The 14,534-nt window shown below is 49.7% G+C and carries 10 protein-coding genes; 6 read left to right on the forward strand and 4 right to left on the reverse strand.

Going from position 1 to position 14,534, the window contains the following annotated elements; all coding sequences use genetic code 11:
- Positions 1–113: 113 nt before the first annotated feature.
- Positions 114–3,002, reverse strand: coding sequence for an ATP-binding protein (locus tag ACSQ8O_RS02895; RefSeq protein ID WP_436240403.1), 2,889 nt, complete (start codon positions 3,000–3,002; stop codon positions 114–116).
- A 212-nt stretch (positions 3,003–3,214) separates the two neighbouring features.
- On the opposite strand from ACSQ8O_RS02895, the gene ACSQ8O_RS02900 reads away from it, so the two are divergent.
- A complete protein-coding gene (locus tag ACSQ8O_RS02900) occupies positions 3,215–4,396 on the forward strand; it encodes an EAL domain-containing protein (protein ID WP_436240404.1) in 1,182 nt (393 codons plus the stop codon).
- A gap of 473 nt (positions 4,397–4,869) precedes the next feature.
- Here the strand turns inward: ACSQ8O_RS02900 and ACSQ8O_RS02905 are convergent, their stop codons facing one another.
- Both ACSQ8O_RS02905 and ACSQ8O_RS02910 read right to left on the reverse strand, forming a co-directional pair.
- Positions 4,870–7,746: a DEAD/DEAH box helicase gene (locus ACSQ8O_RS02905; protein WP_436240405.1), complete on the reverse strand. Its 2,877-nt coding sequence runs from the start codon at positions 7,744–7,746 to the stop codon at positions 4,870–4,872.
- On the reverse strand, positions 7,734–9,332 hold the full coding sequence (locus ACSQ8O_RS02910; protein ID WP_436240406.1) for an SWIM zinc finger family protein: 1,599 nt from the start codon (positions 9,330–9,332) through the stop codon (positions 7,734–7,736). Before ACSQ8O_RS02910 ends, ACSQ8O_RS02905 begins: the two co-directional genes overlap by 13 nt.
- 194 nt (positions 9,333–9,526) lie before the next feature.
- Between ACSQ8O_RS02910 and ACSQ8O_RS02915 the strand changes: the two genes are divergently transcribed.
- The 3 genes from ACSQ8O_RS02915 (at position 9,527) to ACSQ8O_RS02925 (ending at position 12,096) form a co-directional block, all read left to right on the forward strand.
- The gene (locus tag ACSQ8O_RS02915; RefSeq protein ID WP_056622100.1) at positions 9,527–9,820 is read left to right on the forward strand and encodes a hypothetical protein; all 294 of its coding nucleotides are present in this window, start codon (positions 9,527–9,529) and stop codon (positions 9,818–9,820) included.
- 39 nt (positions 9,821–9,859) lie between these two features.
- A complete protein-coding gene (gene recQ, locus ACSQ8O_RS02920) occupies positions 9,860–11,671 on the forward strand; it encodes a DNA helicase RecQ (RefSeq protein ID WP_436240407.1) in 1,812 nt (603 codons plus the stop codon).
- A 125-nt stretch (positions 11,672–11,796) separates the two neighbouring features.
- A complete protein-coding gene (locus ACSQ8O_RS02925) occupies positions 11,797–12,096 on the forward strand; it encodes a 4a-hydroxytetrahydrobiopterin dehydratase (protein ID WP_436240408.1) in 300 nt (99 codons plus the stop codon).
- On the opposite strand, the gene ACSQ8O_RS02930 is transcribed toward ACSQ8O_RS02925, so the two are convergent.
- The gene (locus ACSQ8O_RS02930) at positions 12,085–12,597 is read right to left on the reverse strand and encodes a GNAT family N-acetyltransferase (RefSeq protein ID WP_436241931.1); all 513 of its coding nucleotides are present in this window, start codon (positions 12,595–12,597) and stop codon (positions 12,085–12,087) included. The genes ACSQ8O_RS02925 and ACSQ8O_RS02930 overlap by 12 nt on opposite strands.
- A gap of 430 nt (positions 12,598–13,027) precedes the next feature.
- Between ACSQ8O_RS02930 and ACSQ8O_RS02935 the strand changes: the two genes are divergently transcribed.
- Together ACSQ8O_RS02935 and ACSQ8O_RS02940 are read left to right on the forward strand one after the other, a co-directional pair.
- Positions 13,028–13,501 carry an N-acetyltransferase family protein gene (locus ACSQ8O_RS02935; protein WP_436240409.1) on the forward strand — a complete coding sequence of 158 codons (474 nt, stop codon included), beginning with the start codon at positions 13,028–13,030 and terminating at the stop codon, positions 13,499–13,501.
- Positions 13,502–13,529: 28 nt separating this feature from the next.
- Positions 13,530–14,369 (forward strand): sulfurtransferase, encoded by an 840-nt coding sequence (locus tag ACSQ8O_RS02940; protein WP_436240410.1) that lies wholly within the window; start codon positions 13,530–13,532, stop codon positions 14,367–14,369.
- The last annotated feature ends 165 nt before the right edge of the window (positions 14,370–14,534 follow it).

The raw sequence follows: 14,534 nt of genomic DNA on the forward strand, positions 1-14,534 counted from the left end.
CACTTATCTCTATTTTTCTATTATATTGGCGATTCTGTAGGGAAATCCCTCTTCTTTACAATAATATTAAAAATCTCCCCCACCTAAAATAGGTAGGAGAGATCAATAAACGGTTACTTGTCCGACGGAGGCCGAATGAGATCAACCTCAATCATGTCCTGATTCTCTTGCATTTTGAGCACGTTAATGCCGTTGCGTTCTAGGGTGGTGGAGAGGGTTTCTTTGTTTTGAGCTGGGAAAACGTAAGCTAGGCTGCTTTTATTGTCGAGCAGGCGTTTCGCTACCTGCACGAGTCGTTCCATCGTGAATGGCTTCTTCAGATATTTCTCAATCTCTTTCTCATGATAATCATGAGGCGGATCGAGCGCTGTTGAAACAATGACTGGCGTTTGCGCATGCACGGGATGCTTGTACAAGTCTGCGATGAAATCCCAGCCTGTTTTCTCGCCTTCTAGATGGATGTCTACGATAAACAGAACAGGACCTTCACCCTTACAGCGACGCAATGCGATCATGCCTTCCTCAGCGGAACGCAGTTGGATGGAAGGTAGACTCAGCTTATTTAGAGCGACTTGAATTAATTTGGCCAAGTTATCATCGTCTTCGAAAATAACAATTTTTCCGTCTAGGCCGGAAATTTCATACTGGTCCAGTTCAATACGGAACGTGGTGCCATGCCCCATTTCAGACGAATAGGAGATGTTCCCGCCATGGCCCTCGATGATTTCTTTCACAATGGCGAGTCCGAGGCCTGTGCCGCCAATCTGACGACGGTCGGAGTTGTCGACACGGAAAAATTTCGAGAACATATGCTCATTTGCTTCCAAAGGTATACCGAGACCATAATCTTGAATGGCAATGGTAACTTTACCGTCATGTGTCAACAAGTGAATGTCGATGTGATCAGCTGCCGGCGAGTATTTAATAGCATTGCTAATGAGGTTATCAAAGACTTGGCGAATACGATCAACATCTGCCCGTACCCAAAGCTCGGGCTCTTGCTGGTGAATGACGATCTGATGCAGCTGTTTATCTTGCCATTGCTCTGCAATCTCGGTGACGAGAGACTGCAAATGAATCGGGGCGAAGTTGTACGATTGACGACCGGACTCCATCCGCTGTAGATCTAAGAAGTCATTGATTAAATTCGACAGGCGCTGGGCTTCGTTATAAATGGTTTCCATGTAACGTTTCTGCTTCTCTTGCGGCAGGTCGCGATGCAGTAAAATTTCGATAAATCCAAGCACACTGGCCAGCGGAGTCCGCAGCTCATGTGAAACAATGGAGATGAATTCATTCTTCATTTCATCCACGCGTTCTTCTTCCGTACGGTCACGGAAAACGAAGAGGTAGCCTTGTTGCTCAGTGCCTTCGCTAACAACGGTAGCGTAGAGCTCCGCATGTTGGAGCTGCTCGTCCTGCTGGAAGCTGAAGCGCTGCGTCAAATGAGACAGCGAGCGATCAATCAAAGCTTCAATGGAAGCTGCTACCCCATGGAAACTAGCCGATTTGGCCCCAATCTCATAGCTGCAGCTAACAAGGTTCTGGCCGATCCGTTCATTTAGCCCGAAATATTGACTCATCCGATGATTGGAAAAGAGAATCGTACCCTCTGAATCACACATCATCATACCCTCGTGGGCGGACTCTAGAATATTTTGAATAAGGTCATGCTGACCTTCTAAAAGCAATTTCTCTGCCGTGAGTTGATCGTTCAACAAGGCTAGGCTTTCTGCCTGTTGCAGCTTCTCATCATTCACGACCTGCGCATAGAACGCGAGTCCGAATTGACGAACTAAACCTTTGGTTAGACGTTGATTATCTTCTTGATAGAGCGAGCTTTGGTAACTCGTCAATAATAGAAAACCAATGACTTCTTGCTTGTCATCCGTGAGCGGAATGTAATGATCGATGGCTCGTGTCATACCATTATGGACACCTTGCTCATTGCCTGTCACGTCACGAGTATGTGTGATCGAAACACCCTCATCGAATACACGTCTGGCTGGGCCGAAGAGCTCGCTGCGAGAAGTTTGAATATGTCCCTTGGGATACCCAATGGAATGAATAACTTCGTAGGAACTATCACCATTCTCTGAGCGATCCTCGAGGACAACTAAGGCGGCATCCTGCGCAAGCGAATTTAATAACGCAGGGAGCGTATGTTTCAAGAAATCGGTTAATTTCACATAGCCAGTGAGCTTCTCTTGGTACGAGGAGATGAGTTCCAAATCCCGTTCGCGCTCAGACAGCTTAGCCAGCGTAATCTGTTGTTCCTCTTGTTGGGCAATAATTTCCTCGTTCTGTGATTCCAGACTCTCGGCCATATAGCGGTAAGTTTCCTCGCTCTTGCGCAGTTCTTTCTCCGCTTGGTAGGAGCGTAAGGAGATGATAATGGACATAGCTCCTGCAAGAAGAGCGATTATGAAGCCGACAATGGTGATCAAACGGGAGGTTTGACCCGCTCGCTGAGAAGCCTCATAGGCTGTAGACGTGATCTGCCCAATATTTTTTTCAATACTCGTATGAATGACACGATAGCGATCCATTAGCGTTTTGCCGCCAGTGACACGGGCTTTCGCTTCTTCAATTTTACCTGCACGGAATAATTCTAAAGTCGTATCATAGTACTTTTGCAAATTGGTAATGGCTGGTATTGCCTGGGTATCAATAATAAGTTGTAGGGTTGGATATTTCTTGTCGTAGGTCGAAAGCGTGTTTAAATCCATGGTGACCTGCTCTCTTCCGGTGGTATAAGGTTCAAGAAATTGTTCATTTCCACCACCTAGTTGGTAACCGCGGAGCCCCGTCTCCTGATTGATTAAGCTGGTCAATAAACTATTGGCCGTCGTTAGAATCGGAATCGCCTGATTGACAATCGCATTGTTTTCTCTCTCCATATTTCGAGAAGCCATGTAGTTGGATACACTGACGAATGCTAGTAAAAGGACTATTAAAATAACATATAGCATGGAGATCCGCGATCTCGTGAAGGTTTTCATTCCAATCGGTCACCTAACTTCTAATAGAATAAAAGATCACTTAGAAATTCGACAAACATCAACAAATTCCTCTAAAATCTGATAATGTTATGTTTTCTTCCATGGGAGATTGCGGAAAAGGGCGATGTCGTTTAAAATATGAGTCAACAACGATATAGGATGTCAAGTCATATGACATGGAAAATTTTCTAAGAAGGAGGCGCACTGTGCAGGTGAAAAACATCAAGATTCCGCCGCGTCACGAAGTACGTCCCTATTTTCAACCGATTATCTCTTTGCAGAGTCAACGAATAATAGGGTATGAAACACTAGGTAGATGGGTTCGTGAGAGTGGTGTGGAGAGCTTAGGCCCCTTTTTCAAGGACCCTGATATGTCTGAGGACATGCAGCTTATGATCGATCGCCATTTAAGAGAGCAGGCCATAGAACGAATAGCTGCTGCATCGGACGAGAGCGAACTGTTTATCAACCTAAAGCCCTCTTGGATTTATAGAACCTACAAACGAACAGGAATCTTACCAACGATTGAATTGTTAAAAAAATACAAGATTAATCCCTCGCGGATCGTCATTGAAATCACCGAGGAGGAATTTACGGGCAAGCTCCAGGAACTGACGTGGATTGTTGAATTATATCGTGAATTCGGATGTACGATCGCTATTGATGATGTGGGAAGCGGGTTTAGTAATTTCGATCGCATTGCGAGCTTGCAGCCGAAGATCTTGAAGGTTGACCTGAATATTTTGAAAAAGAGTATCGTCCACGACGGCTACAAGGCAGTTATGCAGTCATTCTCCATCGTTTCTGCTCAGATTGGTGCTTCCCTACTCGTTGAAGGCGTCGAAACGAAGCAGGAGTTGCGCAGCGCTTTACAGGTTGGGGCTAGATATGTGCAAGGCTTTTTATTCTCAAAAGCAGAGCCAGACCTGCAGCGTCCAGATGCCTACAAAGCCATGCTGGAAGAGGAAATTAAATCGTTCGGACAGGATGAATTTAGGCGATACCATCACCTGCTGAGTGTACATCAAAGGCTGGATGCGTTAATCAACGCCTCCGTTCACATCTCGAATGCAGAGGAGGCTGATGCGGTAATCGAGCAAACCATCGGTAACGTTACGGACAATTGCATCCGTATGTACATCTGTCAGGGGGATGGCTACCAGATTTCCTCTAACTACACGCGTTCCGAAGATGGGTGGGGCAAAGACGAGAGCTATCGTCAAGCGAACTGGACGTGGCGGCCCTATTTCATCTCTAACATTCTGATGATGAATTTGCAAAAGCAAGGCATTCTCTCCCAAGCCTATACCGACTTGGATACCTCGCGTCAGATTCAGACGTACTCATGTGCGATGGGTGAGGGGTATTATTTGTTCTTGGATTTGTTGATCTGAGCAACACCCCTTTACATTCGCGATAGCTGGCGTGTATAGAGTTAACTCCGTGGATAAGCTTGTTGGCTGAAGAGGTAGTGTGGATGGTAGAAGGTTAATAGTGAAAAGTGACTCGTACTGGGAGGACGTGTAAGAAGAGTAGCTGAGATCGTGTAGTAGGTTGCTAGAGAGATAGAGCGGGACGGAACGACGGATACGCATGGAGCACAAAAGAGGTTATCCCAGGTGAAGCTTGGGATAACCTCTTTTGTGTTTAAATCTAGTATCTTGTAGTAACTATACTATGGAAGAGCCAGATTTCATCCCAACTTCAAATAGCGCTGTGCCATAACGTTATTCGGATATATTCCGAATTTACTTAAGGTATAGGATGATAGCATAACGTTATCTATAACTCGAAATGAGGATGGTTCTAAACTAAAAAAAGAGGCAGCCAAAGACTTTACTACGTCTCAGGCTGCCTCTTTTAGCTGTTACGCCTCCACCCACTCGCGGCGGAGCGAGAACAAATCGCGCAGCTCGTCGGTAGACAGCTCGGTGATCCAGTTCTCACCGGAGCCCACAATTTGCTGGCTAAGGCCGAGCTTGCGCTCGATCATCTCGTCGATGCGCTCCTCCAGCGTGCCGAGCGTCACGAACTTGTGCACCTGCACATGTCGCGTCTGGCCGATCCGGAAGGCGCGGTCCGTCGCCTGATTCTCGACGGCGGGGTTCCACCAGCGATCGTAGTGGAACACATGATTCGCCGCCGTCAGGTTGAGCCCAATACCGCCGGCCTTCAGCGAAAGAATGAACACATTTCGCTGCTCGTCGACCGGCTGGTCATCATTGTCTTGAAAGTGCGCGATCATTTCATCGCGCCCATTCTTGGATGTTCCGCCGTGCAGGAACAGCACTTTTTCGCCGAGCTCCTGCTGAAGCACATGCTGCAGCAGGTTGCCGGTCTCGACAAATTGCGTGAAGATCAAGCATTTGTCGCCCTCTTGACGCAACTCCTGCACCATCTCGAGCAAGCGCTCCAGCTTGTTGGAGCGTCCGCTCCACGGGGTGCCAAGCCCTTCCTTAAGCAGCAAAGCCGGGTGGTTACACACTTGCTTGAGCTTCGTCAACGCAGCGAGGATGAGGCCACGCCGCTCCATCGCAGAAAGCTTATCCAGGCGATCGAACATATCCTGGATGTAGTTCTCGTACAACGAGCCTTGCTCCGCTGTGAGCGAGATGAACGTTTTGGACTCGTTCTTCTCTGGCAGGTCCAGCTGGATCGCCGGATCCTTCTTCTCGCGCCGCAGGAGGAATGGGCGGATCAGCTTCTGAACTTTGCCGATCGTCGCTTCATCGCGCGTCTTCTCGATGGCATTCACATAGCGAGTCGTGAACTCGCGAACGGTGCCGAGGTAGCCAGGATTCGCGAAGTCGAAGATCGACCATAGCTCGGTCAGACGATTCTCGATCGGCGTTCCCGTTAAAGCGATGCGATGGAACCCATTCAAGCGGCGAATCGCCGTAGCTTGCTTGGTATAAGCGTTCTTGATATTTTGAGCTTCGTCCAAACAGATCGAGTTCCAAGCAATAGCGCCAAGCTCACTCTCATCCAAATGGGAAAGCGTGTAAGACGTTAAGACGAGATCGTATTTGCCAACGATTTTCTCACCAAAGGCAGGACCTTTTAACCGCTGTGGTCCATAGTGAAGATGGACGCGCAAGGAAGGCGCGAATCGTTTCAACTCCATCTGCCAGTTGCCCAGCACCGAGGTCGGACAAACGAGTAACGATGGTGTATCTGGCTGCTCGGTCTCTTTGACTGTGAGCAAGTACGTAATCCATTGGATCGTTTTCCCGAGACCCATGTCATCGGCTAAGCAGCCGCCAAGGCCGAATCTACGTAAGAACAACAGCCAAGAGATGCCGTCCACTTGATAGTGGCGAAGTGAGCCATGAAAGCTAGGCGGCGGCTCAATTGTCGGAATCGCCGAGGTTTGGGTCAGCTGGTCAATCATGTGGCGCAGCTGTTCATTCAGCTCAACCTCCATGTCGAGATAGCGCATCGCGTCAGGATCATCCTCAGCCGGCAGCAAGCCGCCTGCGTCACCGGCAAAATGCAGCTCCAGCACATCGCGGAACGAAAGTCCTTGCTTCTTGTGCACCTGCTTCATAATCTGCTCGACCTGTGCCATGAATTTGGGGTCGAGCTGAATCCAGTTGCCCCGAATCTGGATCAGCTTGCGCTTCTCCTCTAACAACAGACGGAATTCCTCCTCCGTCAGCTCCAAATCCCCAACAGCCAGCTTCCAGTCGAACTGCATCAGCTGGGTCAGCCCGAACATCGTCTCCCGTCCAGAACCGACGGAAGACTTGATCTTCGCGCGCAGCTTCGGTCGCATCTTGCGGATGCGATCCCACCATGCTGGCAGGAACACGCTTGTTCCTGACTCAACAAGCCTTACGCTTCCCTCTGCGAGGAAGCGCCAAGCTTCCTCCTCCGTCACCGTCTGACGGAGGACGCCCTCGCCCGCATCCAGCCACGGCAGGATGCGCACCCACTTCGCCGTGTCGCGCTCGACACGGCCCAGTTCAGGCAGCCACGCCTCCGGCAGTGGCTGTTCCCCTGCGACCGGCTCGCCGATGGTCGTTACGGTGCGCAGCACCTCCGGCGCCAGCCGGTCCTGCAGCAGCACGCGCAGCTGCCAGCCAGCGGCGTGCGCCAGGTCTGGCTCCACGAGCTGCAGGCACGTGCGCATCGGCGTCCGGTCCTGACGCCAACCAATGCTGACGAGCCAGTCTTCCTCGTCCAGCCAAACCTCGGCGCTGACATCGCCGCGCCGCATTAACGGATACGCAGCTTCCAGCTTGCGTAAATTGTCTTTCATGATCCCGTCGGCATCGACCCATTCCGGGATCAGCGCATGAATCCAGCGTGAGATCGCTGGTGTTTCTAACAACTGCAGCTCCTCTGGCAGCTGCAGCTTCCAACCGATCTCGCCGGACTTCCATTTCTCATAGTCTGGCATGAAGCGGCCTGTCGCAAGCGACTCGCGAATAGCAGGAGCCAGCGCAATCACATCAGCGGAAGAAGCATGCCACTTCAATTGTAAGTGCTGAACAGGCTGCGGTTCGCTGAAATAATCAAGCGCTTCAAGCGGCTGCAATTCGATGCCTTCCCGGTTCTGCCATTCACTCGGTTCCATGAAGGTGCCGAAGAAGGAGGCGCGATGCCAGGCGAATAGCATATGTTTTAAATCAAGAGCATCCCAAATACCACCGTTTTCACGGGAACCCCATAGAAATAATGACCCGTTAGGTAAGGAACTAACGTGAACGGTCAGCGCGCTGGTTTCGATCATCGAATCCATTTTCCTTTCTTGAGCTCTTCTTGGAAAGCACGCAAACGCGAGAACTTATCCGCTAAGCGGTAAATATAGTGCTCCCAGCGGTCATCCTGGCCGATGTGTTTATAAATGCTATGCAGCTTCTTCAACAGGCGGACTGCCGTCTTGTAAGAAGCCCTATTTTTCTCCAGAACAGCCCGTTCGGCTGCTTGATGATAGAGCGGAAGGAGCAGCGCCGAGTCGTGCTCTTCGATCGCTTTAAGCTCCATCCCATATAAATTCAAGGGGGAAATCCGATTCGCCAGTTGCAAATCGACCCACTGACGGTACCGTTTCGTTTGCAGCAAATACGCGGTGTAATAGTAGTAGGAACGTGGGAGTAAGGACTCCATCACCTGTACCCACTCGCTATCGTTAGCCAGATGCTTCGTCGTATCCAGCCAATATTGGCAGAACGTGCGGAAATCATCATGATTCGCATTCGTTATCGAAGGGAACAGCCAGCGCAGCCAGACCAACATGTGATCCCACTGTCCATCGCTCGCAAATTTATTTAAATAAAGGAAGAAATCCTTCGCATGCGGTTGAGCGAGCTGCCCAAGCCGTTCGAAGGCTTGCTCGGTATGCCCCTGCATAATATCAAAATGCGCTCTAGCCGCAAGTAACGTATCCTTTTTCTTCGGAAGCAGTTCCTTCTTGGCCAAAAGACCGTCGAGACGTGCGATTTCCTCTTTCTGTGCACTAGGTTGATCGGTCAGTTTCCACCAGATGAAACGATACACGAACAGCCAATCAACGGGACTGTCTTTGCCTTGCAGGGCGGATTCTCCGACCATTTTCATCGTGGATAACCAAATCTTAGGCTCCGCAAGGAAAGAGCGATTCACATCGATTCGATCGACGAATTCGACAAGCTTATCTTCACAGTTTTTGGCGGAAATTTTGCATCCATTTTCATGATAGTAGCTGAGGTAAGAACTCTTCGTTTCTTGATAAAATTGTTCGATCTTCCGCATCATGAACAGCACGATGTGGAACATGTAGAGTTCGCGCGTCGTATCGCGCCAATTGGCAGCATAAGGCGGCAACGACTCCAAGGCGGACTCATAGAAGGTTTCTATGGAATGTTGATGCGAGATGGAGAAGCCATGAAACTTACCCTCAAAAAAACGATGCCAATCACTAGGCATACTCTCTTCCAAAGGCACATTCGCCTGTGCGGCCGCTTTGCGTTCTTGTATAACGGAAGCTGCAGCACTTCGGGCTGGCTTCTTCCGTGTATGGATTTGCTGCTTTAGCTGCTGTAGGACAAGCTCTGCACGACCATAGGCGGCGTATAGGCTAAAAAACGTAGCACCGATATGCTGACAGAAGCCCTCAAAAGAACAAGTGCAGGTACTCGCAGCGAAATTTTCTAAATGAACTTCTACCTTATGGACTTGTTTGCTTGTGACGGTGGCCAGAACACTAAGCCCTTTGAGATCAACCTCGGTCACGCGACCTTTATGATAATACTCCCAGCCTTGCTCCAGACGGATGGCGTCAAAGTGAAGCGGGATTTGCTTGATGAGGTAGTTCATTCGATTTTTGGGAATTTGAAGTTTCAACATGTGATCGTTCCTACCCTCCGAGCGGCGCATTCCTTCTTCCATAGTAACAGATTTTTTCCGAAATTGCCCATTTCCACAGTTTATGCCAAAGGTGATATTTTTAATCCGTGCCGAAAGGGGTTAACCCTGCATTCTTACCTAGAATATGATAAAGTGAAGCTAGATGAAATGCTTCTTGAAGGGAGACTGCGCGAGTGGGTATTAAATTTGGTCGTGAATATAAGGATATTGTTACTGATTTTGTACGTGGGATCGAAATGGTGAATGGTTTTTATGAGCTGCTGGAGATGAATGCAGAAGACTGGCAGGAGCTAGACGCACATGAACAGGAAGAGTGCCTGCGTACGCTGGCTGACGATATATTCTACGGACTAGGCAGTACACCTGTGATGCAGGTTGGAGCAGGCTCAGTTAGGCATGATGCGGGTAATCACGTGCTCAAGGTGCATGATGGTGAGAAGTTGGTATCCGTTATTTATTTGGTGTAAAACAGGCAGAACTGTACGATAGAAAGGTGTAAACAAGCTATGTTGGATGGCGCAAGAAAGGTTCTACAACAGGTTTACGGGTATCCGGAGTTCCGGGAAGGCCAGAAAAATATAATTACGAACCTTCTCGAAGGGAAAGATACGCTGGGCATCATGCCGACAGGTGGCGGGAAATCGATCTGCTATCAAGTGCCAGCCTTGCTGATGGAGGGAGTGACGTTAGTCATTTCCCCTCTTATCTCTTTGATGAAGGATCAGGTGGATGCGCTTGGCGCTCTTGGAGTTCCTGCCACGTTCATTAATAGTACGTTGGAAGCTAGAGAAGTGGAACAGCGCATGCAGGGGGCTATGCAGGGCAAATATAAGTTGCTTTATATTGCACCTGAGCGTCTAGAGTCGGAACGGTTTCGTGCCCGGATGGCGGCGTTGAACCTGCCTTTGGTTGCGATTGACGAGGCGCACTGTGTCTCGCAGTGGGGGCATGATTTCCGTCCGAGCTACGTCTCGATTGCACCGTTCATTCGGGGGCTGCCGAATCGACCTATCGTGGCGGCGTTTACTGCAACGGCTACCGCGGAAGTGACAGCGGATATTGCCCGATTGTTGGAGCTGGATACCGCAGGGATTTTCATCAACGGATTCTCGCGTGACAATTTGGAGCTAACCATTCTTCGTGGTGAGAAAAAGCGGGATTACATACAGAACTATGTGAAGGAACATACGCATCAGCCTGGCATTATCTACGCTGCGACGCGTAAGGATGTTGAGGATTTGTACGAGACGTTGCGCAAAAAAGGCTTCGCCGCAGGCAAGTATCATGCTGGCATGTCTGATGATGAGCGCTCCTATATGCAGGAGGCGTTTCTCTACGATGATATTCGCGTGATGATCGCGACGAATGCTTTCGGGATGGGGATTGATAAATCCAACGTCCGTTACGTGATTCACTACAATATGCCGAAAAATATGGAAGCTTATTACCAGGAAGCCGGCCGTGCGGGTCGTGATGGTGAGCCGAGCGAGTGTATTCTGCTGTTCAGTGCGCAGGATATTATGACACAGAAGTTCCTGATCGAGCAGAACCAGCTCTCGCCTGAGCGCAAAGCGAACGAATACAAGAAGCTCCAAACGATGATCGACTACTGTTATTCGCCGCGCTGTTTGCGGAATGCTATTTTACATTATTTTGATGAGCAAAATATTAAGGACACCTGCGGGAACTGCAGCTCCTGCAAGGACGATCGAGACACCGTCGACATTACGGTCGAGGCGCAAAAGATCTTCTCCTGTATCCGCCGCATGAACGAGCGCTTCGGGATTTCGATGGTTGCTTCGGTGCTTAAAGGCTCTAAGGCGAAGAAGATCATGGACTATCGATTTGATCGCTTGCCGACACACGGAATTATGAGCAATTTGCCCGAAAAAGAGATCGCTGAATTGATCAATGTGCTTATTTCGGAAGGTTTCTTGCAATTGTCCGAGGGTCAATATCCGGTTGTTCGTTTGATGCAGCCTGCTGCGGAAGTGCTTCAGGGCAAGCTGCCCGTGAATCAAAAGGTGCGGAGGGAACCCGTTCGCGCTGTCGCCGCGATGGACAATACATTGTTCGAGCAGCTGCGATTGCTGCGTCGTGAAATGGCTGCGCGTGAGAAGGTGCCGCCTTATATTATTTTCGCCGACAGTACGCTGCGTGAGATGAGTGAGAGTTGTCCGACTACGGAAGCCGCGATGCTGCGCATCAAAGGGGTCGGTGAGGTGAAATACCGCAACTACGGGAAGCCATTCCTAGAGCTTCTTCGGACGTATGCGGGTGAGAGTGATATGGGCGTGGTTGCCTATGATTACGAGTAAGGGGCAGGTACCCAATTATCCCCACAATTACATGCGGTGATCCAATCACAATCCCAGAATACGCATCCCCAGTAGGCGTCGTTGAACGAGAGCAGGCAATGAGAATGCGGAGGGTGTTGCTGAGAGTGAAGCTAGAGAGAGTAACTGTGGATGAGCGGTTGTCCACGTTGGGAACGTGGAGCCTTGAAGCTGAGGAAAGCAAGTGGATCGTGCGGAAGTATCGGTTTACTTCTTTTCTACAGGGAATCACTTTCGTAAATGAAGTTGCCAGAATTTCCGAGGCTGTTAACCACCATCCCATGATCGCCATTGATTATAAAATGGTGACGTTACGCCTGACCTCGTGGAGTGCTGGTGGTTTGACCGAGCTGGATTTCTCGACTGCTGCGAAGTTTGATCAGGCGTTTGTGGAGTTAACGCGCTAAGAGGATAGTCGGACCTGTATAGACCATACAGTGGAACTCAGCTGTTCCGGTTGGCGTCCACTTCTCGTATGTATCCGTAATCGTGAAACCAGCACGCTGGTAGGTGCGAATAGCTCGCTCGTTCCAGACGAGTACCTCGAGGTCGATTTCTTGCTCGGGGGTTCTTTGTTGGGCTTCTGCCACAAGGAGTTGAACGAATTGCGTGCCAAGTCCGCCACATTGATCCGGTTTAAGTCCTAGGCCTAGCCGGGTAACGCCAACGATTGGGAAATACTGAACAAACCCTTGTAATGCATCCGATTCATCGACAACACCGCGATATTGTTCATCCCTTATTTGTGGATCAGCGAATTCAGCTTGGTTGTCGAGCATCGTGGCCCAGGACGGCCAGTTGTAAATGTCGTAGGGAGCCGGATAGCTCCACGTGCACAGCTCCTGACAAGCCGATTCCGTTAGCGGAACCACGCGCCAAGGTAAAGTTATGGTAATAGGTTGAGGCATATATGGGGCAACCTTTCTATAGGTAAGAATTTGATGTTTCATTTGGTAAACTATGAATGCCTATATGCGGAACCCTGTTTGGGTGCCATTATGCAGTGCAAGATGACGGATAAGACATCTGAGAGGGCTTATTTCTTCAAATAGCCCTTGTTATGCGTGCTTAAGCAAGCTATCTTGTCTTATTTTTGGTTAATGCACGCTGAAAGTAAAGTTATGCAGCGAGTAAGCATGTTTCGTGGTCTTATTTGAGGAGATGCCTCGATTTTAGATGGGATAAGACATTTGTGAGTGCTTATGTTAATTTTGAAGTACCACTAAAGTGATGCACGATTATCATTTTTTCGATATTTATTGTCCATTGTTCTAATGACTAAAATGACATTACTTTTATTTATACCATACCATATGAAGATTAAGGAGGGCACCCGTGATGACACAAGTGACCATTCGTGAAGCCGTTATGTCCGATATCCCCCAGCTCAAAACTTTAATGCTCGCTTATATTGTGGATTTCTATCAGTACCGACAACCGGAGGATGAGAAGCTGAACGCTTTGATTCATGAATTGCTCGAACAGAAAATTGGCATTCAATTTGTTGCTGAAACGGAGGAGGGGACATTAGTCGGCTTTGCGACGTTATATTTCACCTTTAGCACGCTGCGTGCCTCCAAAATTGCGGTGATGAACGATTTGTACGTTGTTGAAGCTGAGCGTGGACAGGGTGCGGCGGCAAAGCTTTTCGCTGCTTGCAAAGGGTACTCAGCCAGACACGGTTATGCAAATTTAACCTGGACAACTGCGCCAGATAACTTACGCGCGCAAGCTTTTTACGATAAAATGGGTGGAGATCGAAGTAATTGGCAATCGTACTCCGCTAATCCCACAAGTGGGATGGGAGATTAACTGTAGGTAGGGGAAGGTGGCAGAAACCGTGGAAAATATCGTAAGTCAGTCATGGTTGCTTGGGCAATTGGGGGATGCGAATATCGTCATCGCGGATTGTCGTTTTGCACTTGGTAAGCCTGAATCAGGCCGTGAACAGTATGAGCAGGATCATATTGAGGGAGCGGTGTATGTCGACTTGGAGAAGGACCTATCCGGTGCCCTTATGGCGCACGGCGGACGTCATCCGCTTCCGGATCTCGGTGCATTCTCGATCCTCGTCGGCAGTCTCGGCATTGACGGCACGAAGACCGTCGTTGCTTACGACGATCAAGGCGGAGCTATGGCATCCCGTTTGTGGTGGATGCTGAAATTCCTCGGCCACTCCGAGGTATACGTATTGGATCAAGGGTACACCGCGTGGAAATCCGCGGGGTACCCGGTCACGGCTGAAGTGCCTGCTATATTCCCGCGCACCTTCTCACCGAAGGTGCACCGCTCCATGCTGGCGAGCATGGATGAAGTGAAGGACAAGCTCGGTCGCCCAGGCACCGTGCTGGTTGATTCGCGCGAGGAGCGCCGCTACCTCGGCTTGGAAGAGCCGATCGATGCGGTGGCTGGCCACATCCCAGGCGCGCGCAACTTCTTCTGGAAAGGCGTTCTCGGCGAGAACGGCGCTTGGTTGTCTGCTGCGGAGCAGGAGCAGCACTTTGCCGCACTGCGTGACGCTGATGAAATCATCGTCTATTGCGGCTCGGGCGTTACGGCGTGCCCGAACGTGCTGGGGCTTAGTGAAGCGGGCTTCGACAACGTGAAGCTCTACAGCGGAAGCTGGAGCGACTGGATTTCGTGGGCAGATAACCCGATAGCGACGGGTGAAGAGGAATAGCGCGAAAAGACCGCGCGGGACGGGAGATTGGCGTACAGTGTGATATCACTGTACGCCTTTTTGCGATGCTTCGGAGCAGCGGTTACGGGTCAACAGATTGTAAACAAGAATTCCTAGGGTAGATAATCATTCACAGAGGTATGTTCCTATGAGACAATACGATTG

This window comes from Paenibacillus sp. LjRoot56 (assembly GCF_964253335.1).
Taxonomy (GTDB): domain Bacteria; phylum Bacillota; class Bacilli; order Paenibacillales; family NBRC-103111; genus Paenibacillus_E; species Paenibacillus_E allorhizoplanae.

Coding starts and splice junctions, on each gene's coding strand:
- ACSQ8O_RS02895 (WP_436240403.1), bottom strand. CDS start 3,002: ATGAAAACCTTCACGAGATCGCGGATCTCCATGCTATATGTTATTTTA.
- ACSQ8O_RS02905 (WP_436240405.1), bottom strand. CDS start 7,746: ATGGATTCGATGATCGAAACCAGCGCGCTGACCGTTCACGTTAGTTCC.
- ACSQ8O_RS02910 (WP_436240406.1), bottom strand. CDS start 9,332: ATGTTGAAACTTCAAATTCCCAAAAATCGAATGAACTACCTCATCAAG.
- recQ (WP_436240407.1), top strand. CDS start 9,860: ATGTTGGATGGCGCAAGAAAGGTTCTACAACAGGTTTACGGGTATCCG.
- ACSQ8O_RS02930 (WP_436241931.1), bottom strand. CDS start 12,597: ATGCCTCAACCTATTACCATAACTTTACCTTGGCGCGTGGTTCCGCTA.
- ACSQ8O_RS02935 (WP_436240409.1), top strand. CDS start 13,028: ATGACACAAGTGACCATTCGTGAAGCCGTTATGTCCGATATCCCCCAG.